Consider the following 21,455-nt stretch of genomic DNA (forward strand, 5'->3'; position numbering starts at 1 on the left):
GCCGTAGGACCGGCGCTGCGCATCGCCTTCAGGAGAACAGTGCAACGGCCGAAGGGAATCGGCCGCTGCGATCCCGGAAGTGGAGGACAATGCCATGATAGGGCTTCAAGAGGTCAGCCATCGTCATGACGAACAGGTGAGGGCGGCGGGCGCCCATCCGGTTCCGAAGGGCGAGCCCATCCTGGAACTCCGCGGCCTGCAGAAAAACTACGGCGCGGTCGAGGCTTTGAAGCCCGCGACTATGACCTTTCTATCCGGCGAAATCCATGCGATCGTCGGCGAGAACGGTGCCGGCAAATCGACGCTGATCAAGCTCCTGACCGGAGTCATCGCCCGCAGCGCCGGAGAAATCCGCTGGTGCGGCGAGCCAGTCGACCTGGCCACGCCCAACGAAGCGATCGCGCGCGGCATCAACGCGGTTCACCAGGAGGTGGTGCTTTGCCCGCATCTGAGCGTCGCGGCGAACATGTTCCTGAGCGACGAGATGAACCGGCGCGGGCTGATGCGCAAACGCGCGATGACCGGCGCGGCCCAGGGCGTGCTTGACGATCTCGGCTTCAACCTGCCCGCCAATGCCGAACTCGGCAGCCTGACGATCGGCCAGCAGCAGCTGGTCGCCACCGCTCGGGCGGCCATGCGTGGCACGCAGTTCCTCATCTTCGACGAACCCACGGCCTATCTCACGCGACAGGAATCGGCACAGCTTTTCCGCCTGATCCGCCGGCTGCAGGGCGAGGGCGTCACGATCGTCTATATCAGCCACAGGCTGGAAGAAGTGTTCGAGCTCGCGGACCGCGTCTCGGTGCTTCGCGACGGCACGCATGTCGGCACGCGCGCGATTTCCGAGACGAACGAGGCCGAGCTCATCACTCTGATGATCAACCGCACGATCGAACAGATCTACCACAAGGAACGTTTCCAGCCGGGCGAGATGATCGTCGAGACGCGCGGGCTCTCCGGTCCCGGTTTCCGCGACATATCGCTCTCGGTCAGGGCGGGTGAGATCGTCGGGCTCTACGGACTGATCGGTGCCGGCCGCAGCGAATTCGCGCTCGGACTTTACGGGCGCAACACGGTGAGCGAAGGAGAGATCTTCTGGCAGGGCCGAAAGGTCGAGATAGCCAATGAGCGCAAGGCCATGGACCTGGGGATCGCGCTCGCGCCGGAGAGCCGCCGCGATCAGGGCCTGTGCCTCAACCTGCCGATCGGCGTCAACATCAACCTGCCTGTTTTCAAAAGGCTGACGCGCGGCTTGACGATCAACCGCGCGCAGGAGGCCTCCAATGCCGAACGTCAGATCCGGGATCTGAAGATCAAGACGCCGTCGCGGCGCGTGCTTGCCTCCGCCATGTCCGGCGGCAACCAGCAGAAGATCGTGATCGGCAGATGGCTGAGCCACGGCGCGAAGCTCTTCATCTTCGACGAGCCGACCGTGGGCGTCGATGTCGGCACCAAGGCGGAAATCTACCGGCTGTTTGCGCGGCTTCTGGAGAAGGGGGCAGGGATCATCCTGATCTCCTCCTACCTGCCGGAGGTCTATGAGCTGGCCGATCGCCTGCATGTGTTCCGGCAGGGGCGGCTTGTGGCAAGCCACGACTACCGAGCCGCAAGCCATGAGGAAGTGCTGGCGCAGGCGATCAATGCCTGAGAGCCGGATGAGGAAGGACGCAGGGAGGAAGCGATGAGTGTGGAAACGGTTGAAAGCGCGGGACCGACGCCGAAGAAAGGCGTCAGCATCCTGTTCGGTCTTACGCTCGTGGGATTGCTGGTCGTCCTCTGGCTGCTCCTGGGCCTGGCGACCAATGCCTTCTGGACGCCCAACAACATCAGCAACCTCCTGCGTCAGGGGGCGATGACCGCGATTCTCGCCGTCGGCCAGACCTTCGTCATCATCACGGCCGGCATCGACCTTTCGGTCGGAGCCGTCGTCGGTTTCACCAGCGTCATCGTCGCCTGGCTGCTCGCGGCGGGGGTTCCGCTCTGGCTCGCGATCATCGCGACGCTGGCGATCGGCGTGCTGATCGGCGCCTTCCATGCCTTCGGCATCGTTCGCATGGGGCTGCCGCCCTTCATCATCACGCTTGCGACGCTGACCTCGCTTCGCGGCATCGGTCTCCTGATAACAAACGGCTCGACCATCTCGATCACCAACGACGCCTTCACCACTTTCTCACGCGCCGACTTCCTCGGAGTTCCCAGTCTTTTCTGGATGGTGATCGTCGTTGCAATTCCGGCTTACGTCTTCCTGCATCTGAGCCGCTTCGGCCGCTATCTCTTCGCCGTCGGCTCCAACCGCGAGGCGGCGCGTCTTTCCGGCGTCAACGTCAACCGAACGATCTATCTGGCCTATATCCTGTCATCGACCTGCGCCGCCTTTGTCGGGCTTCTGCTCGCCTCGCGCATCGGCATCGGCAACGCCACGCAGGCCGAAGGCTGGGAGCTGCAGGCGATCGCTTCGTCGGTCATCGGCGGCACGAGCCTTTTCGGCGCGGTCGGCTCGGTTCACGGCCCGCTGCTCGGCGCCTTCATCCTTGCCACGATCAACAACGGTGCCAATCTCCTGAACGTCAATTCCTTCTGGCAGCGCATCATCACCGGGCTGCTGATCATCGTGATCGTCTATTTCGACCAGTTGCGGCGGCGGGGGGCGCGGTGATGGCCGCCTGCCCGCAACCGGTCCCCAGCAAGCTTCGGAGCGCCGCATGAAAGCCGTCGTCTGTTCAGAGCCCGGCCGCCTCGCGCTCGTCGCCCGCAGCGGGCCCGAGGCACCGGCAACCGGTTCGGTCCGCCTTGCCGTCAGCCGCGTCGGGATCTGCGGCACCGATTATCATATCTTCGAGGGCAAGCATCCTTTTCTCGAATATCCGCGCGTGATGGGCCATGAGATCTCTGCGAGGGTGATCGAAGGGGGACCCGGCACCCGGTTCGCGCCGGGGACGCTCGTCGTCGTTAACCCCTATCTCTCCTGCGGGGAGTGCATCGCCTGCCGCAAAGGCAAGCCGAACTGCTGCACGGCGATCCGCGTCCTCGGCGTTCACACCGACGGCGCCTTCTGCGAAGAAATCGTCATGCCCGAGCAGAACCTCTATTCGGCCGAAGGCCTTTCGCCGGAAGCCGCCGCGGCGGTCGAGTTCCTTGCGATCGGCGCCCATGCCGTCCGTCGCTCGGCGGCTGGCCGAGGCGACCGTTCGCTGGTGATAGGTGCCGGACCGATCGGCCTGGGGACGGCCGTCTTTTCCCGCATAGCCGGCCACGACGTACGGCTGCTCGACACGAGCGAGGAGCGCCTGGCCTTCGCCACGGAAAAGCTCGGCTTTTCGCCCGGAATCCTGGCGGGCGACGATGCGGCGCTCGCGCAGGCGACGGGTGGGGAGGGTTTCGACGTCGTCTTCGACGCCACCGGCAACGCCCGGTCGATGGAAGGGGCGTTTGGCCATGTCGCCCACGGCGGCACGCTCGTCTTCGTCAGCGTGGTCAAGGAGGAGATCCGTTTCTCGGATCCCGAATTCCACAAGCGGGAAATGTCCCTCGTCGCCAGCCGCAACGCTACCCGCGAGGACTTCGATCACGTGATTCGGTCGCTTGCGGCGGGGCTGGTTCCGATCGAGGCGCTCGTCACCCACCGCACGACGCTCGAGGACCTCGTCCGCGATCTTCCCCGCTGGGCTCACGACAAGTCAGGGCTCGTCAAGGCAGTTGTGGCTGTGAGCGACGGGTGAGAGGCCTCGTTCCGCGCGCACGTCCTTCCCCAAAAAGTGAGGGGCGGGTTTGTTGCGCTGCACAAGAAAAATGCTAGTGTAGCAGCGATTGCGAACACCAGAGACGAACAACCGCAAGCTAGATCGTTCGCCGTCCCGGTGAAACGATCTTACTCTTCGTGACTACGCTTCCGACGGAAACCGATGCAACCGTTTCCTGAGGAGGCGCTCCGGCGTCGGACTGGGAGCGGCGTTTTCGTTGATTTGAGACAAGGGATACGCGCCCATGTTCTACCAGCTTTATGAGATGAACCATGCGATGATGGCTCCGTGGCGCACGGCGGCAGACGCCATGCGGCTGGCCTTCAGCAATCCGATGAATCCGGTTTCACATACCTATTTCGGCCGCGCCGCGGCCGCAGGACTGGAAGTTTTCGAGCGTGCCACCCGCCGCTACGGCAAGCCGGAATTCGGCCTTGCGGAAACCGAGATCGATGGGCAGCCCGTGCCCGTCCGTGAAAGGATCGTCTGGCGGGAGCCGTTCTGCAATCTCATCCATTTCGAACGCAGCCTGCCAAGGGACCGCGCTCCGGATCCGAAAGTCCTGATCGTTGCGCCCATGTCCGGCCACTACGCCACGCTGTTGCGCGGAACCGTGGAAGCACTGCTGCCCCATTCCGACGTCTACATCACCGACTGGATCGACGCCCGCATGGTTCCCTTGAGCGAGGGAACCTTCGATCTCGACGACTATATCGACTACGTCATCCAGATGCTGCATTTCCTCGGGCCGGATGCGCATGTGATCGGGGTCTGTCAACCGGCCGTTCCGGTTCTGGCGGCCGTCGCGCTGATGGAGGCGGCGGAGGATCCCCTCGCACCGTCGACGATGACGCTGATGGGCGGGCCGATCGACACACGCATCAACCCGACCGCGGTCAACGAGCTTGCGAAGGAACGGCCGATCGAGTGGTTCCGCGACAATGTCGTCATGCCGGTTCCGTGGCCGCAGCCCGGCTTCATGCGCATGGTCTATCCGGGCTTCCTCCAGCTCTCCGGCTTCATGTCGATGAACCTCGACCGGCACCTGATCGCTCACAAGGAATTCTTCGCCCATCTGGTCAAGAACGATGGCGACGCGGCCGAAAAACACCGTGACTTCTACGACGAATATCTGGCGGTGATGGATCTGACCGCGGAGTTCTACCTGCAGACCGTGCAGGTGGTGTTCATGCAACATGCGCTGCCCAAGGGCGAGATGATGCACCGCGGCAAGCGGGTCGATCCGACGGCGATCCGGCGCGTGGCGCTGCTGACCGTCGAGGGCGAGAACGACGATATTTCCGGCCTCGGCCAAACCAGGGCGGCGCAGACGATCTGCACCGGCATTCCCGATTCGATGCGGCAGCACTATATGCAGCCCGATGTGGGCCATTACGGCGTCTTCAACGGTTCGCGCTTCCGCCGCGAGATCGCACCGCGCATCGTCGCCTTCCAGCGCCGGCATTCACGCCATGCGAAGCCGGTCAAACAGCTCATCAAGGGTGGCAAATCGGCCTGAGCGAGTCATCGTAGCGCTCGATTTGCCGGAGGAAAGTCAGGGGGTTGTCCGATTCCTTGTTACAATGTCTTGCGCCGGGGCCGTGGCTTTCCCACATCGTTTTCATCGGGCCGCGAAGGGCGGCCCGCCGACTGCGAGGAATCCTGAAGATGAACCAATCTGCACTGATCCGTCCGGACTGGACGCCCGCGACCATTGCATTGATGGTGCTGGGTTTCATTGTGTTCTGGCCGCTCGGCCTGGCAATGCTCGCCTACATCCTCTTCGGCGACAAGCTGAGGGCGTTCAAGAAGGACGCCAATGAAGGAGTGGATCGCATGTGTGCCGGCTTCAAACGGAACCACCGGGGACATTGGGCACATCATCGTACCGGCAATGTCGCCTTCGACGACTGGCGGACAGCGGAACTTGCCCGTCTCGACGAGGAGCGCCGCAAGCTTGACGAGATGCGCGAGGAATTCGACGGCTATGTACGCGAACTCCGTCGTGCCAAGGACCAGGAGGAATTCGACCGCTTCATGCGCGAACGCAAGAACGGCCGCACCGGTCCGGAAGCCGGCTTCGAATCGAGCTGATCCCGCAAGGCATCCGGTGTTTCATGTGAAACGCCGGATGTCGCTCGTCCATCTGCCAAGTCCCCTGCGAATCGTCTAGAACGGCCTCATGTTTTCATCTCTCAAGCGGCACCGTGGCAGTGGACCGCCCCTTGATGTCGTCCGTGACATCGAGGTTGCCGGCAAGGTCCTTCCCCTGACCATTCGGCAAAATGCGCGCGCGACGCGGATGACGCTTCGCATCGAGCCCGGAGGGCGAGCGTTGAAGCTCACCGTACCGGAAGGCCTGCCGGAGCGCGAGGTCAGCGCCTTTCTCACCCGGCACCAAGGCTGGCTGATGACCAAGCTTGCCCGCTTTTCCGGTGAAAGCGAGCTCGAGGACGGCGGCACCATCCTTGTTCGCGGCGTCGCGCACCGCATCGAGAGAACGGGCCGCCTGCGCGGCTTGACCGAAGCGCTCGTGATCGACGAGGAGGCGGTTCTCAGAGTGGGCGGTGCCGAGGAGCATCTGCGCCGGCGCATCGCCGACTATCTCAAGAAGGAAGCCCGCAGCGAACTCGAGCGCCTGGTCGCCGTCTATGCCGGCAGGACGGGAAGCAGGGCACGCTCCCTCAGCCTGAAGGACACCCGCAGCCGCTGGGGATCCTGCTCCGCCGAGGGCGATTTGAGCTTTTCCTGGCGGATTGCCATGGCGCCGCCGAAGGTGATCGCCTATCTCGCGGCACACGAGGTCGCCCATCTGCAGGAAATGAACCATGGACCGCGTTTCTGGGCGCTATGCGAGAGCCTGTGCCCGGAAACGAAGGACGCCAGGCACTGGCTCAAGCGCAACGGTACGATGCTGCACGCGATCGATTTCGGGTAGATCGAGTGTGGCCAAAGGGCACCTCATCCCGCAGGCGGGGAGAGGGAACTTGGGAGGCATGCGGCTTGTCCCTTCGCTCCGCTTGCGGCGAAAAGGTACCGGAAGGGCGGAGGAGGGTGCCGGCTTGGTTCGCTCGAAAAACACCATATGCCTGCCACCCCCTCTTCCTAAGATTGGCCGCTGGCGCGCAACGGTTTTGCTCGACTCGGGCGGCATTTCATGCAAGGTCGCTTTCCATGAAAACGGAAGTGAAGATCTGTGGTTTGAAGACGGCCGAAGCCGTAGAACGTGCCGTCGCGCTCGGCGCTTCCCACGTGGGCTTCATCTTCTTTCCCAAGAGCCCCCGCAACATCGAACCGGACGATGCCGGCCGCCTTGCCGCGCGCGCCCGCGGGCGCGCGAAGATCGTCGCGGTCACGGTCGATGCGGACAATGACGGTCTCGACGAGATCGTCTCGGCGCTCGCCCCCGACGTCCTCCAGCTTCACGGCTCGGAGACCCCGGAGCGGGTCCTTGCCATCAAGGCGCTTTACGGTCTTCCGGTGATGAAGGCGCTTGCCGTCCGCGAGGCCTCCGACCTGGAGCGGATCGATCCCTATATGGGCATCGTCGACCGTTTTCTCCTGGATGCGAAGCCTCCGGCTGGTTCCGATCTGCCGGGCGGCAACGGAATTTCTTTCGACTGGCGGCTTCTCGACGCGCTTGACGGAAGCGTCGATTACATGCTTTCCGGTGGATTGAACGCGAGCAACATCGGAGACGCACTTGCGCTGACCGGCGCCCGCGCCATCGATACATCATCCGGAGTCGAAAGCGCGCCGGGGATAAAGGATCTGACGCTCATGGAAGCGTTTTTCGAAGCGGTCCGCCGGGCGGAAGCTTGAGCGGCCGCGATCAGGGAGCAAGACGTGAATCAACCGCCTAAACCGAACTCCTTCAGGTCCGGACCCGATGAAGAGGGCCGTTTCGGCATATTCGGCGGGCGCTTCGTCGCCGAGACGCTGATGCCGCTGATCCTTGATCTCCAGGATGAGTGGGCGAGGGCGAAGAACGATCCGGCTTTCAAGACAGAGCTCGAAAATCTCGGCACCCACTATATCGGCCGGCCGAGCCCGCTCTATTTCGCCGAGCGCCTGACGGCCGAACTCGGCGGCGCCAAGATCTATTTCAAGCGCGAGGAGCTCAATCACACGGGCTCCCACAAGATCAACAATTGCATCGGTCAGATCCTGCTCGCCAAGCGCATGGGCAAGACCCGCATCATCGCGGAAACCGGCGCCGGCCAGCACGGCGTGGCATCGGCGACGGTCGCGGCGCGCTTCGGCCTGCCCTGCGTGGTCTATATGGGTGCGACCGACGTGGAGCGGCAGGCGCCGAACGTCTTCCGCATGAAGCTTCTCGGCGCCGAGGTGAAGCCGGTGACGGCCGGCAACGGCACCCTCAAGGACGCCATGAACGAGGCGTTGCGCGACTGGGTGACCAATGTCGACAGCACCTATTACCTGATCGGCACGGCCGCCGGCCCGCATCCCTATCCGGAGATGGTGCGCGACTTCCAGGCAGTCATCGGTGAGGAAGCCAAGCAGCAGATCCTCGAAGCCGAAGGCCGGCTTCCCGATCTCGTGGTCGCTGCCGTGGGCGGCGGTTCCAATGCGATCGGCATCTTCCATTCGTTCCTCGACGACGAGGGCGTCAGGATCGTCGGCGTGGAAGCGGGTGGCAAGGGGCTCGACGGCGACGAGCACTGCGCTTCGCTCACCGCCGGTTCGCCCGGCGTGCTCCACGGCAACCGCACCTATCTTCTTCAGGACGGTGACGGCCAGATCAAGGAAGGCCATTCGATCTCGGCAGGCCTCGATTATCCCGGCATCGGACCGGAACATGCCTGGCTGAACGACATCGGCCGCGTCGAATATGTGCCGATCATGGATCATGAGGCGCTCGAGGCCTTTCAGACGCTGACGCGGCTCGAAGGCATCATCCCGGCGCTCGAACCGTCCCATGCGCTTGCCGAAGTCATCAAGCGCGCGCCGAAGATGGGCAAGGACGAGATCATCCTGATGAATCTCTCCGGTCGCGGCGACAAGGACATTTTCACCGTCGGCAAAATTCTCGGTATGGGGCAGTAAAGATCATGACCGCACGCATGGAGCAACGGTTCGCCGACGTGGCGGCCGAGGGGCGCCCGGTTCTCGTGACCTATTTCATGGGCGGCGACCCGGATTTCGAAACGTCGCTGGCGATCATGAAGGCGCTGCGGCAGGCGGGTGCCGACATCATCGAACTCGGCGTGCCTTTTTCCGACCCGATGGCCGATGGACCGGCGATCCAGCTCGCCGGCCAGCGCGCGCTGAAGGCCGGGCAGTCGCTCGCCAAGACGCTGGAGCTCGCCCGGCTCTTCCGGGCGGAGGACCAGCGCACCCCCATCGTGCTGATGGGCTATTACAACCCGATCTATATCTATGGCGTCGAGCGGTTCCTGGAGGACGCGCTCGAGGCCGGCGTCGACGGCCTGATCGTCGTGGACCTGCCGCCGGAAATGGACGACGAACTGTGCATTCCTGCACTTGAGAAGGGCATCAGCTTCATCCGCCTGGCAACGCCCACGACGGACGATCGCCGCCTGCCCAAGGTTCTCGAAAACACGTCGGGTTTCGTGTATTACGTGTCGATGACCGGGATCACCGGCTCGGCGCTGCCCGATCCGTCGCTGATCGCCGGAGCGGTCGCGCGCATCAAGGCGCATACGCCCTTGCCTGTCTGCGTCGGCTTCGGGGTGAAGACCGCCGACCATGCGCGCGCCATCGGCGCATCCGCAGACGGCGTCGTCGTCGGCACGGCGATCGTCAATCAGATCGCGTCGAGCTTGACCGAAGAAGGCCAGGCAACGGAAGCGACGGTCCCGGGTGTCGAAGCGCTCGTCAGGGGGCTTGCGGCCGGCGTACGGGCGGCACGGCTTGCTGCAGCCGAATAATTGCCCATATTGACGCGCACAAGCCGAAGGAAAATCTTCAGGAGACTGCTTAATTGAACTGGATCACAAACTACGTTCGGCCGAAGATCAACTCGATGCTTGGCCGCAGGGAAGTTCCGGAGAACCTCTGGATCAAGTGCCCTGAAACGGGCGAGATGGTGTTCCATCGCGATCTGGAAGAGAACAAATGGGTCATCCCGCAATCCGGCTTCCACATGAAGATGCCGGCGAAGGCCCGTTTGAAGGATCTCTTCGACGGCGGAATCTACGAAGCCTTCCCGCAGCCCAAGGTGGCGCAGGACCCGCTCAAGTTCCGCGACTCGAAGAAATACTCCGATCGCCTGCGCGACAGCCGCGCCAAGACCGAACTCGATGACACGATCGTTGCCGGCCTCGGCCAGGTCCAGGGCATCAAGCTCGTCGCTGTCGCGCATGAGTTCAACTTCATCGGCGGGTCGCTGGGGATTGCCGCGGGCGAAGCGATCGTGAAGGCCTTCGAGCGCGCGATCGCGGAGAAGTGCCCGCTGGTGATGTTCCCGGCCTCGGGCGGCGCTCGCATGCAGGAAGGCATCCTGTCGCTGATGCAGCTGCCGCGCACGACCGTAGCCCTGAACATGCTCAAGGAAGCGGGGCTTCCCTATATCGTCGTCCTGACGAACCCGACGACCGGCGGCGTCACCGCATCCTATGCGATGCTGGGCGATATCCACATGGCCGAACCCGGCGCGGAAATCGGCTTTGCCGGCAAGCGGGTGATCGAGCAGACGCTGCGGGAAAAGCTTCCGGATGGCTTCCAGACTTCGGAATATCTGCTGGAGCATGGCATGGTCGACATGGTCGTCAAGCGCCACGACATCCCGGAGACGCTCGCGCGCGTTCTCAACATTCTGATGAAGAAGCCGGCCAAGGCGGTCAAGCGCGATACCGCGACGGAGTTGGCCCCGCTGCCGGTGGCCGCGAGCGCCTAGATTAGGGCTACCATAATGACGGCGACAGAGGTCAGCGAGGCGGCGCAGGAGATCGAGAAGCTTCTCGCCCTGCATCCCAAAGGGTTCGACCTTTCGCTCGACAGGATCACGCGGCTGCTTGCCGCCCTCGGCAATCCTCACGAGCGCCTGCCGCCGGTCATCCACGTGGCCGGCACCAACGGCAAGGGCTCGGTCACGGCCTTCTGCCGGGCGATCCTGGAGGCCGCGGGCCTCAGCGTCCATGTCCACACGTCGCCGCATCTGGTGAACTGGCACGAGCGCTATCGCCTGGGTGTAAAGGGCGGCAAGGGGGCCCTGGTCAGCGACCCCGTGCTTGCCGATGCCGTACGGCGCGTTGCCGAAGCGAATGGCGGAGAGAAGATCACCGTCTTCGAAATCCTGACCGCGGTCACTTTCCTGCTCTTCGCGGAGCATCCGGCCGATGTCGCGATCATAGAAGTCGGCCTCGGCGGACGGTATGACGCGACCAATGTCATTGCCCGGCCGGCCGTCTCCGTGATCATGCCGATCTCGCTCGATCATCAGGCTTATCTCGGCGACCGGGTCGAACTGATCGCTGCGGAAAAGGCGGGGATCATGAAGCGGGGCTGCCCGGTGGTGATCGGCCACCAGGAGGAAGAGGGCGCGCGCAATGTGCTGATCGCGACCGCCGAACGTCTCGGCTGCCCAATATCCGTCTACGGACAGGATTTCATGGCGCATGAGGAGTTCGGCAGGCTGATCTTCCAGGATGAGAACGGCCTTGCGGACCTGCCGCTGCCGCGCCTGCCGGGCCGGCATCAATATGCCAATGCCGCGGCGGCGATCCGTGCCGTCCGGGCAGCCGGTTTCGATGTTCCCGAGGCGGCCATCGAGAAAGGATTGGCCGGCGTCGAGTGGCCCGGGCGCCTGCAGCGCCTCCCCGGCGGCAGGCTCTCGCATTTCTGCCCGCCGGGCGCCGAGATATGGATCGACGGCGGACACAATCCGGGCGCCGGCCACGTCATTGCCGAGGCGATGGCCACCTTCGAGGAGCGCGACCCGCGACCGCTCTTCCTGATCATCGGCATGATCAATACCAAGGAACCGATCGGCTATTTCAAGGCTTTCCTCGATCTGACGGAACAGGTCTTCACCGTGCCGGTGCACGGGTCCGACGCGGGACTGGACCCGCTGGCGCTGGCCGCCGATGCGGCCGCAGCCGGGCTCGAGGCCAATGCAACCTCCTCGGTCGCCGAAGCGCTCGGGCAGATCGCGGAACTCACCGACGAGGACCCCGTGCCGCCGCGCGTGCTGATCGGCGGCTCCCTCTACCTGGTCGGCGACGTGCTCGCGGAAAACGGCACGCCGCCGCGCTAGACTAGATCACGGCGATTTCAGGCGAAAAAAAGCCCGGCTAGGCCGGGCTTCGCATTGTCGGATTGAAGTCCTGGCGGATCAAGCCACCGCGTTCGAAATCCAGGAGCTGAGCGCCGTCTTCGGTGCGGCGCCGACCTTGATGTCGGCGACTTCGCCGCCCTTGAACATGGCGAGCGTCGGAATCGAACGGACGCCGTATTGCGCCGCGAGTTCGGGGTTTTCGTCGATGTTGAGCTTGACGACCTTGACCTTGCCGGCAAGCTCGGTTGCGATTTCTTCGAGGCTCGGCGCAATCATCTTGCACGGGCCGCACCATTCCGCCCAGAAGTCGACGACGACCGGTTCGGCCGAGTTCAGAACTTCTTTCTGAAAATTGGAAGTATCGACTTTCACAGTAGCCATCGGGTGCTCCTTCGGAATGGCAGTGTCCAGATGTTGTGTCTCATGTGAGGCATCGCCACCGGATTTTCAATATCGTGTATCTCACTTTGTCGCGAGCTCTTCAAGACTCCTGTCTAGCATCGGCTCTGGAAGCACCCGGATCGCCGGGCCTTCGGTGAAGATCAGCACGCATCGGAAACGCTTGCCGGGGTAAAGAGGTTTCAGGATTTCCCGATAGATCGCGAGCTGGTTTCTGTAGACCGGCGCGATCTCTTCCGGCGATTCCGGGATTTCGCGGTTGGTCTTGTAATCGGCGATCGTCACCATGTCGCCGGTGACGGCCAGACGGTCGATACGGCCCGATACGGCGAATTCGCGTGTCCCGAGCTTCAGCGTCCCCATGACGGAGACTTCCGCCCGGCTGTGCTCGCCGAAAAGCGGTTGCAGATCCGCATGGTCGAGCACGTCCATGACGTTCCCGGCAAGTGCGCGCCGTTCGGCTTCGGGCCAGCGCGGCACGGAACGGGCGAGATAGCGCTCCGCCGCGGCCAGGCGCTCGCGGCCGTCGACCGACGGAAGAACCTGCAGCAACCGGTGCAGGATCGCGCCGCGGAGCATCGAGAAATTCGGCGCGCTCTTCCCGGCGAAAAGCGCCGAGCCGACGATCGCTTCGCCGTCGGGGTCGTCGATTGCGATGGTCGTGCCGGACGGGGCAAGAGGCCGGGGCAGCCGCCGCGGCGCGGCCGGAGGCGTGAAAAGCGCCGTCGGCAAGCCGGCTGTCGGCCGTTGCGATTCTTCGGATCCGCCTTCGGACGTCGGGAGGTCGCGCGGCACATGCGCTTCGCGCCAGGCAATGCCCTGCCACTCCTCGCTTCCGGCGCGGAAAAGCCTCGGCGTTCCGCGGCCCTTCAGGTCCTGTGCCAGCGTTCCCTGCACCATCGAATGCCAGGTGTCGGTGTTCTGCCGCTGTCCGCGATAGCCGCAGACGATCAGGCGGTCGGCTGCGCGCGTCATGCCGACATAGAGGAGCCGGCGGTATTCCTCCTCGGCGAGCTTCTTCAGCCGCTCGTTGTCGGCGGCGATGAGCGAGTTCGGCGCAGAACCCGGCGCGCGCCAGACTGGGACCGTAAGCCCGGAATGATCGGCCTGCGTTTTCTCCACGAAGCGAAGGTCCGAGACCTGCTGGCGGACGAAGGCCTCGCCGCCGCCGTCGACCAGGAAGACGACCGGCGCCTCGAGGCCCTTGGCGGCATGTACGGTCATAACGCGAACCTCGTCGCGTTCCTTGTCCTGTTCGCGCTTGACCGTGAGCGCTTCGATCTCCAGCGTCGAGATGAAAGCCTGCAGGCCCGGCAGACCGCTCCTTTCATGATCGAGAGCGAAGGTGAGGAATTCGTCGAGAATATCGCTGACTTCGCTGCCGAGCCGCGCCAGGAAGGCACGCCGTCCGCCATCGGCGCCGAGGACGCGGGCATAGAAATCGTGCGGCAGCAGTTCCCGCGCCAGGCCGGCATAACGCGAAAGCGTGCGGACCGCTCCGTGATAACGGCTCGTCTCCTCCGCGCCCGCCTGCCGCAGCCGTCGCCAGAGGCTTTCGCCCTCGGTCCGCCGCGCGGCGAGTTCGAAGACATCCTCCTCGGCAAAATCGAGGAGCGGGCTCTTCAGCAGCGCCGCGAGCGACAGATCGTCCTCGGGCAGAAGCACGAACCGGCCGAGCGCGATCAGGTCCTGCACGGCGATATGGCTGGTCAGAACCAGCCGGTCCGCGCCGGCGACGGGGATATTGCCCCGCCGCTTGAGGGCGCGCGTCAGGGCATTGACGAAGGCGTCGCGTTTGCGCACCAGCACGATGACGTCGCCGGGCCGCATGGCTCGGCGCACGCCTTTTTCGATCACCGTCTCCTGGCCGATCCAATCCTCGAGGACCGCTGCAATGCGCCGGGCGAGGATGTTGACCGGCGCGCGCTCGGGCGTCGCGTCGAAAGGAGCGGTCCAATCCTCTTCCGAAGCCGCCGGCTCGGGCGCGATCACATCCCAGAGGTCGACGGCGCCCGGCTGGCCGATCCGATTCGACGCATGCACGATCGCCTCGCTCCGAGCGCTCAGACCTCTCGCATTCCCGGAATTTGCAAAGACCGTATCGACGGCGGAGAGCACGTCCACCGTCGAGCGGAAAGAAAGCTGCAGGCGGATGGGGCTGAAGTGTCTGTTGCCCGCGCGCACCCGCCGCTCCGTCAACGTGCTCTCACGCGAGAAGCGCTCCGGCCGGGCTCCCTGGAAGGAGTAGATCGACTGCTTCTCGTCGCCGACGGCGAAAATCGTTCGGTCATCCGCGCGCGCCGTTTCGCCGGCAAAGAAATCCGCCGCGAGCGACTGGATGATCGCCCATTGCGCAGGACTCGTATCCTGCGCCTCGTCGACGAGGATATGGTCGATCCCCTGATCCAGCTTGTAGTGCACCCAGGCGCCGACGTCGCTTCGGGCAAGCAGTGCCGCCGTGCGGTTGATGAGATCCTCGAAATCGAGCTGGCTGCGTGCCTTCTTGAGCGCCTCGTAGTCGCGGTTGAGCCTCTCGGCGAGAATGAGGGCGGCGCGGGTCGCCCCGTACATCTGGACGATGCTCAGGCGGTCCACGCAGGCGAGCATGTGGCTGCGCGCCTCTTCCACCCTGAGTTCGAGCTGCGGCGCTACACGGCGCATGGCGGCGTTCAGAAAGGCCGATTCCGCCTTCGGCTTGCCGCCGCCGTTGAAGAAGAGTTCCACGAGTTTGGCATAGCGGGCGGTGACATCTTCGATTGCGCGGACGGCCCGCAAGCCTTCTGCGATGGCAGAGGGCTTGGCGCCGCCGAGGCGCAATCCAAGGTCGATATAGTCATCGAGTGCCGGGCCGTTGAGTCCCGCCAGCGGCCAGACCGCGGCCATGACCGTCTCGGCGGTCTCGCCGGGCTCGAGGCCGAGCGCCGTCCGCAGATGCGCGTCCATCCCGCCGCGTCCGGAGACGTGATCGAGAAAGGCCTGGATCGGCGCCCGGTTGGCGACGATCGCCGCAAGCAGCTTTTCAAGCCCGGTATCGTCGGCAAGATCGAGGACCGTGGCGAAGGCCTCCGCCAGTTCCCGGTCGCTTGCCGCTGCCGTGGCGGTCAAGAGAGCCCTGCGGGCGTCGGCGAGCAGCACCGCCGCTGCGCGGTCGTCGAGAACGGAGAAATGCCCCGCGACATTGGCCTCGAGCGGGAACTGGTGCAGAAGCGCCTCGCAGAAGGCATGAATCGTCTGGATTTTCAGTCCGCCCGGGGTTTCCAGGGCGCGCGCGAACAGCCGGCGGGCCTCCTGGATCTTGGCCGTTGGCGGCCGCTTGCCTTCGATCGCCTCTATGCGCTTTTCGAGGGTGCTGTCGTCGAGGGTCGCCCATTCGGCGAGTTTCTCGAACACGCGGTTCGACATCTCGGAAGCGGCCGCCTTCGTGTAGGTCAGGCAGAGGATGGCGGACGGCCGGCAGCCCGCAAGCAGAAGCCGGATGACGCGCTGCGTGAGCACATGCGTCTTGCCGGAGCCGGCATTGGCGGAAACCCAGGCGGAACGCGCGGGATCGGAGGCGAGCGCCTGCCGCTGCGTCGTCCAGTCGAGCCACCCCTCGGGGGTTCTCTTCTCCGGGCCTGTCGCATCACTCCTCATCGTCGTCCTCGCCATCCGCGGTCGCCCATTCGGCGACGCGCGCCAGATGATCGTATTCGCCGCCGTAGTCGCGTTGTTTCTGAACGATCAGGCGCGAGGCGAAGCCGAACCTGCCGCTCATAAGCGCGGAAAGCAGCTTCCGGAGCTCGACGAGCGACTCGTCCGCCAGTTGTTCGGTGGATTTCGTCTCCTTCGAACGGGCGCCCTCGTTATTGACCGTGTCGACGGCAAACCGACTGCCCGGCTTCAGCCGGACATAGCGCAGCGAGTGCGGCCGAGCCGGCCCGATCATACGGAATGCCCCGGCCCTGAGCGCTGCCGCCTCGAGGGCCAGCTGCGGGTCGAGAAGTGCTCGTGCCTCTTTGGGCGAGGGGCTCGATCCGGTCTTGTAGTCGATGATGTCGATCGTTCCGTCCGTCAGGCGATCCAGCCGGTCGGCGATGCCGGTCAGCCGGATATCGCCGATGCCGAGATCCATCGCCGCCGGAACCTCGGTGAACGAGTTCACAATGCCGTGCCGGCGCTCCCGTTCCCACTCGAGGAACGCCCTTCCGACCGCCTGGAAGCGTGGCCGCCAGATGGTGTCGATATGCGCAGGCAGTTTCTCCTCGTCGAAAGCCTCGTCGGTGAGCCGGATCATCGCTTCCTCGCCCTCGCGCGTCGCCGGATCGAAGCCGCCCTTGACGAAACGATCGACGATCCGGTGATAGAGCAGGCCGCGTTCCGCCGCCCCCGGATCCCGGTTGAACGGTTGGATCGGTTCCAGCCGGAGAATGCGTCTCGCGTAGACGGCATAGGGATCGCGGCGCAGGCGCGTCACCTCGCTGAAGGAATATTTTCGCGGCTGCAGCTCCGCGGGAGGCTTCGGCTCCGGCCGGTCCGACAACGGCTGACGCTCGCCTTGGTCGAGAATGCGCATCCAGTGGAGATAGTCGGCGCCATTGGCCTTGAGCAGTTCCGTCAGCCTCTTGCCGCCGAGCGCCTGAAGGCGCTGCAGCCATCGGGAAGCCACTGTCGGCGCCGATCCCTGACGCATGGAGCGCGAAAGGATCAGCCGGCGGGTGCCGCAGGCCATCTGGAAATCATGCGCGAGCTGGCCGATTCGCCGCTCCGGCGGCTCCAGTCCGATACCCGCCTTCATCGTTCGCGAAAGGAACGGATCGTTCGAGGTCTGCCCCGGCCAAGTGCCCTCGTTCATGCCGCCGAGCACCACCAGGTCCACGCTTTGCAGGCGCGATTCAAGCGCTCCGAAAATGAAGACGCGGGGATGGCGCATCGATCGCGGCTTGACGGCTTCGCTTGCGGCAAGCGCCTCGAGAATGTCGCACCATTGCGGTCCGTCGGCCTCCATCTGGCCATCGGTTTCGATGATGCCCCTGAGGAGCGTCGCCAATATTTCGCCGGCTTCCGAAGCCCAGAGCGCGCCAAGGTTGCCTTGCTCGTCGATGGCGGCCGCCTCCAGAGCGCGCCCTGTACGCTCCGCCCAATCCGAAAGGGGCAGCACGGCCGAGCGGTGACGGCCGGTTTGCGGATCGGCAGAGAGAGTGCTGGCCAGGGGGGCGACCGCCGAGGCTATCCGGCGTGCGAGTGCGCGCGCGATGGCGATGTCGTCGGGGCCGATGCCCGCCCTCCAGGGCGGAGGGTGCCGGTCGGTCTTCTGCCTGTCGAGCGCCTTGTCGATGACCCCCTCCAAGGCCGATATGTCGGCCGCATCGGTGCCGCCGCGCAGGGCCGCGAGCTCCAGCACGTCCGCGGCTCGGCGCGCATCCTCTGCCGTCTGGCCGAAGCGCGCCAGCGGATGCTTGAGAAGTGCGACCAGGGCAACCGGATCGTCCGGCCTCAGCGTCGCTTCCAAGAGCAGCCGGGCAAGTGCGCCCGCCGGCGTCGCCGAGAGCGGAATGCCTGCGGAATCGTCCGCCTCTATGCCGAAGCGGGCAAGCTCGGTGCCGACGCGACGCGCAAGCCCTCGATCGGGGGTGATGAGCGCCGCCTGGCTCTCCTCGTCGGCTTCGAGCGCGAGCCGAAGCGCGATCGCGATGGCGGTTGCCTCTTCGCGTTCGTTCGCCGCTTCGATCAGCGCCACATCCGCAAAGGCGGACAGGAGTCTATCCGCATCGAAGCTCTGGCGGGCCTCCATCCAGATATTCGTCGCGTCGGCGGGCAACAGCGCCCGCGACAGGACCGCGCTGCGATAATCGAGATCATCGGCAGCGCTCGCGAGGGCGGGCACGTCGCCGCGTTCGATGCCCATGCGCTTGAGCAGACGGTGAAATCCATATTGCGGGTGGGTGCGGCTTGCCGGGCCCCTTGAAGAAGCGCCGGAGCCGGGGGTCTCTCCGGCGATCAGCCGCCACTCCGCATCGCTCATCGATCCGTCGAGGCCCGGGAGCACGATCGTACCGTTCGGCAGCGCCTTGACCGCGGCGATAAGGGCGGCCGTCGCCGGGATCGAACCGGTCGAACCGGCGATGATGATCGGTCCGCTCACTTTTCCGGCGGCGATACGCTGGGTCTCGGCCTTCAGCACCGCATTGCGGTGGCGTGCGGGCGAAGAGTGCTTGAGTTCCGCCAACCGCTCCGGCCAATAGGTGCGGGCGATCTTGAGGAAGGCCAGCGTCAGTTGCCACCAGAGCGCATGTTCGCCGCCGTCGAGCCCGTCGAGGGCCTCCCAGTCGAGTTCCTCGGTCTCGATCGCGTCGATGAGTTCGGCGAGGTTGCGCGCGAGCCAGATGGCGTCGGCAGGGCTTGCCGGCGCGATCAGCGGGCTTTCCGCGTGGATGTCGAGGACCACCTGGGGCAGGCGGTTTCGCCAGGCGAGAATGAGGCGGCCGAGTTCGATGAGCCTTGCCGTTCCGGAAAGCGGGGGCGCGAGGTCGAGGATCGCCGGCACCTCGGCATCGAAGAAGCCGCTGTCGTCGTCGGTCTCGCCGAGCGCCCGGATCATCGGCAGGATGGCCGATCGGCCGCCGAGCAGATCGACGAACTCCGAGCGCAGCACGCGGGCGGAGCGCCGGGTCGGCACGAAGATCGTAACACCGGCCAGTGCCAGCGGCTGCGCCGGATCGTAGCGGAAGCCCGGGGTCAGCTCGCCACTGCAGAGCCTTTCCGCGACCGTCCTCAGAAAAGGCAGGCCGGCGGGAATCGTGAAGACGTTCGGATGTGCGGGCACCTCATCCCTCCGGCCGGAAGCGGCGGATCGCAGCCTCGGCCTCCGCTATGGCTTCCGGCGAGCCGACGGTAATCCAGTGCCCTTCGAGCATCAGACCGAAAAGGCGTCCCCTGGCGATCGCCCGGTCGAAATAGATGTTGAGGTTGAACGCCTCGTCCGGCGCGTCTGCAAGCAGCGCTGCGTCCATGGCGATCGCGCCGGCATAGACGACGGGATTCGCCATGCCTTCTTGATAGCGCGTGAGCCGGCCGTCTTCCGATAGCGAGAAATCGCGTTTGCCGTTGTGCCCGGTCGTGTTCTCGAGACGCACGCAGAGCAGCGCCATGTCCATGCGCTCCGGATCGAAGAACCCGGCAAGCTTTTTCAGGTTGCACGGTTGCCGCGGCTTCTCGCCGATCCAGAAAAGGTCGGCATTCATGACGAGCACCGGCCCGCCATCGAGCAGTTTCAGGCCCTTCGCCAGCCCGCCGCCGGAATTCATCAGCGCATCCCGCTCGTCCGAAATCAGGATATGCGGCGCCTCTCGCCGGCCGAGGTGCTCCTCCATCTGGCCGGCGAAATGATGGACGTTCACAACGGCCCTGGTCACGCCCGCGGCGGCGAGCAGATCCAGCACATAGTCGATCATCGGCTTGCCGGCTATTCTGACAAGCGGCTTCGGCAGCGTGTCGGTGACCGGCCGCAGGCGGGTGCCCAGTCCGGCCGCAAGCACCATGGCATTGGTGATGGGCATCGTGTCCTAACGGTTCGCTGATTCGGGAGCGAGGATTCCAGCCTTAATGCACCATTCGCGCAAGGGTGTCAGCACCTGATGGGAGAGCGCATGCTCGAGATAGGCGAAGGTGCGCGGCATGTGCTTCATGTAGCCGGGTTTGCCGTCGCGCTCCTTGAGCCGCACCCAAATTCCGGCGAGCTTGCAGTTGCGCTGAGCGGCCATCAGATGCCAGTCGCGCCGGAAGGCGGCCTCGTCGAAGGGACCCAGACCACGGCGCTCGGAGATGTAGGCAGTCATCATCCGCTGGGCGAGATCGGGTTCGATCGTCACTCGCGCATCCTGCACCAGCGAGGCCACGTCATAGGCCGTCGGCCCGATCATCGCGTCCTGGAAGTCGATGATGCCGATTCGGTCGAATCCGGTGCGGTCCTGACGCCAGAGAATGTTGGGCGAGTGGAAATCGCGCAGTAGAAGGTTCTTCTCCGCGGAATCGAGAACGCCGATCAGTCCGTCCCATACGGCGAAGTATTCCCGCCGCTCATCGTCCGAGGCAGGCCGCCCCCGTTTCCACGGGAGATACCAGTCGACGAGCAGACTGGTTTCGATCTTGATCGCCGTCCGGTCGAAAGCGGGGATGTGGTGAACGACCCTTCCAGCCACTGCGATGTCGCGCTCCGCGGGCTGAGCATGCAGCCGGGCCAGAAGGCGTGCGCCTTCGATGTAGCGCTCCGCCACGGGGCGGCCATCGGCGTCGAGTATGCCTTCGGATCCAAGGTTTTCGATGAGAAGCAGACCCTGGTCGAGGTCGCGCGCGTAAATCGCCGGTGCCGCGAAACCGCGTTTGCGGAGGAGTTGCGAGATCGCGACGAAGGGGACGACGTCCTCGGCGATATGGGCGAGCTGCTGGTAGTACTTGCCGTCCTCGAGGATAGGTCCCGGCTTGTGTCGCGGCGCATCCATCAGGATCTTCGCCGGCGCACCATCCCCGGTGTCGATGCGTTCATAGGCCCGGATCGAAGCGTCGCCGCTCAGGTGGCGCCGACGGGCGCCAGGATAGGCTGCATCGAGCAGGAACTTGCGAATGGCAAGCGAGCGGTTGATCCGTTCGAAGGCCGTGTCCGGAGCCGTCAGGTGAATGCGCCGGCCCTCGTCTTCATGCGAGAAGGTCAGGGTGATTCGGCCGGCCGGAAGCGCCTCCTCGGCCTTCTCCGGCCATTCCACGAGACAGATGCCGTGGGCGAGCGCCTCGTCGAAACCGAGCTCGTCAAGCTCGGATGCGTCCGCGAGCCGGTAGAGATCGAAATGAGCGACCGGGATCCTGAGGTCGTAGCTTTGAACCAGGGTGAAGGTGGGACTGGGTACCTCGAGCGTCTCGTCGTCGGCCATGGCCCGGATGAAGGCCCTTGCCAGGGTCGATTTTCCCGCGCCGAGGTCGCCCGAGAGAGCGACGCATTCGCCGCCCTTCAGCGCCAATGCGAGATCTTCGCCGAATTCGATGGTGGCGGCCTCGTCCTTCAGCAGACGTTCGAGAGATTTCAT

The 21,455-nt window shown here is 64.7% G+C and carries 16 protein-coding genes; 11 read left to right on the top strand and 5 right to left on the bottom strand.

Features of this window, described 5'->3' with window-relative positions; translation table 11 throughout:
* Positions 1–94 precede the first annotated feature (94 nt).
* The 11 genes from ACTJKL_RS15925 to ACTJKL_RS15975 all read left to right on the top strand — a co-directional run bounded on the left by ACTJKL_RS15925 (position 95) and on the right by ACTJKL_RS15975 (position 11,979).
* On the top strand, positions 95–1,648 hold the full coding sequence (locus tag ACTJKL_RS15925; RefSeq protein ID WP_440853274.1) for a sugar ABC transporter ATP-binding protein: 1,554 nt from the start codon (positions 95–97) through the stop codon (positions 1,646–1,648).
* 33 nt (positions 1,649–1,681) lie between these two features.
* Positions 1,682–2,656, top strand: coding sequence for an ABC transporter permease (locus ACTJKL_RS15930; RefSeq protein WP_029958994.1), 975 nt, complete (start codon positions 1,682–1,684; stop codon positions 2,654–2,656).
* Between the two features lie 46 nt (positions 2,657–2,702).
* Positions 2,703–3,719, top strand: a complete 1,017-nt coding sequence (locus tag ACTJKL_RS15935) for a zinc-binding alcohol dehydrogenase family protein (RefSeq protein WP_440853275.1) — start codon at positions 2,703–2,705, stop codon at positions 3,717–3,719.
* 265 nt (positions 3,720–3,984) lie between these two features.
* Entirely contained in the window at positions 3,985–5,259 is a 1,275-nt protein-coding gene (gene phaZ / locus ACTJKL_RS15940) for a polyhydroxyalkanoate depolymerase (RefSeq protein WP_411922069.1), read from the top strand.
* A gap of 149 nt (positions 5,260–5,408) precedes the next feature.
* Positions 5,409–5,834: a DUF2852 domain-containing protein gene (locus tag ACTJKL_RS15945; protein ID WP_026169010.1), complete on the top strand. Its 426-nt coding sequence runs from the start codon at positions 5,409–5,411 to the stop codon at positions 5,832–5,834.
* Between the two features lie 88 nt (positions 5,835–5,922).
* Positions 5,923–6,678: a M48 family metallopeptidase gene (locus ACTJKL_RS15950; RefSeq protein ID WP_275597086.1), complete on the top strand. Its 756-nt coding sequence runs from the start codon at positions 5,923–5,925 to the stop codon at positions 6,676–6,678.
* Between the two features lie 236 nt (positions 6,679–6,914).
* Positions 6,915–7,562 carry a phosphoribosylanthranilate isomerase gene (locus ACTJKL_RS15955; protein ID WP_275597085.1) on the top strand — a complete coding sequence of 216 codons (648 nt, stop codon included), beginning with the start codon at positions 6,915–6,917 and terminating at the stop codon, positions 7,560–7,562.
* Positions 7,563–7,586: 24 nt separating this feature from the next.
* Positions 7,587–8,807: a tryptophan synthase subunit beta gene (gene trpB, locus ACTJKL_RS15960; protein WP_411922066.1), complete on the top strand. Its 1,221-nt coding sequence runs from the start codon at positions 7,587–7,589 to the stop codon at positions 8,805–8,807.
* A gap of 5 nt (positions 8,808–8,812) precedes the next feature.
* Positions 8,813–9,652 (top strand): tryptophan synthase subunit alpha, encoded by an 840-nt coding sequence (trpA, locus tag ACTJKL_RS15965; RefSeq protein ID WP_018098668.1) that lies wholly within the window; start codon positions 8,813–8,815, stop codon positions 9,650–9,652.
* Positions 9,653–9,705: 53 nt separating this feature from the next.
* Entirely contained in the window at positions 9,706–10,620 is a 915-nt protein-coding gene (gene accD / locus ACTJKL_RS15970) for an acetyl-CoA carboxylase, carboxyltransferase subunit beta (RefSeq protein ID WP_018098667.1), read from the top strand.
* A gap of 15 nt (positions 10,621–10,635) precedes the next feature.
* Complete coding sequence (locus ACTJKL_RS15975) at positions 10,636–11,979, top strand: bifunctional folylpolyglutamate synthase/dihydrofolate synthase (protein WP_379938313.1); 1,344 nt, start codon at positions 10,636–10,638, stop codon at positions 11,977–11,979.
* 78 nt (positions 11,980–12,057) lie between these two features.
* Here ACTJKL_RS15975 and trxA read toward each other — a convergent pair whose 3' ends face one another.
* The 5 genes from trxA to tsaE all read right to left on the bottom strand — a co-directional run bounded on the left by trxA (position 12,058) and on the right by tsaE (position 21,455).
* On the bottom strand, positions 12,058–12,381 hold the full coding sequence (gene trxA / locus ACTJKL_RS15980) for a thioredoxin (protein WP_018098665.1): 324 nt from the start codon (positions 12,379–12,381) through the stop codon (positions 12,058–12,060).
* Positions 12,382–12,462: 81 nt separating this feature from the next.
* A complete protein-coding gene (gene addA, locus ACTJKL_RS15985) occupies positions 12,463–16,032 on the bottom strand; it encodes a double-strand break repair helicase AddA (protein WP_440853276.1) in 3,570 nt (1,189 codons plus the stop codon).
* Positions 16,022–19,201: a double-strand break repair protein AddB gene (gene addB / locus ACTJKL_RS15990; protein ID WP_440853277.1), complete on the bottom strand. Its 3,180-nt coding sequence runs from the start codon at positions 19,199–19,201 to the stop codon at positions 16,022–16,024. Before addB ends, addA begins: the two co-directional genes overlap by 11 nt.
* 1 nt (position 19,202) lies before the next feature.
* Positions 19,203–19,934: a nucleotidyltransferase family protein gene (locus ACTJKL_RS15995; protein WP_440853278.1), complete on the bottom strand. Its 732-nt coding sequence runs from the start codon at positions 19,932–19,934 to the stop codon at positions 19,203–19,205.
* 6 nt (positions 19,935–19,940) lie between these two features.
* Positions 19,941–21,455 (bottom strand): tRNA (adenosine(37)-N6)-threonylcarbamoyltransferase complex ATPase subunit type 1 TsaE, encoded by a 1,515-nt coding sequence (gene tsaE / locus ACTJKL_RS16000; RefSeq protein ID WP_440853279.1) that lies wholly within the window; start codon positions 21,453–21,455, stop codon positions 19,941–19,943.

Origin of the sequence: Sinorhizobium sp. 22678, assembly GCF_052044265.1 — a bacterium.
GTDB lineage: Bacteria > Pseudomonadota > Alphaproteobacteria > Rhizobiales > Rhizobiaceae > Sinorhizobium > Sinorhizobium meliloti_A.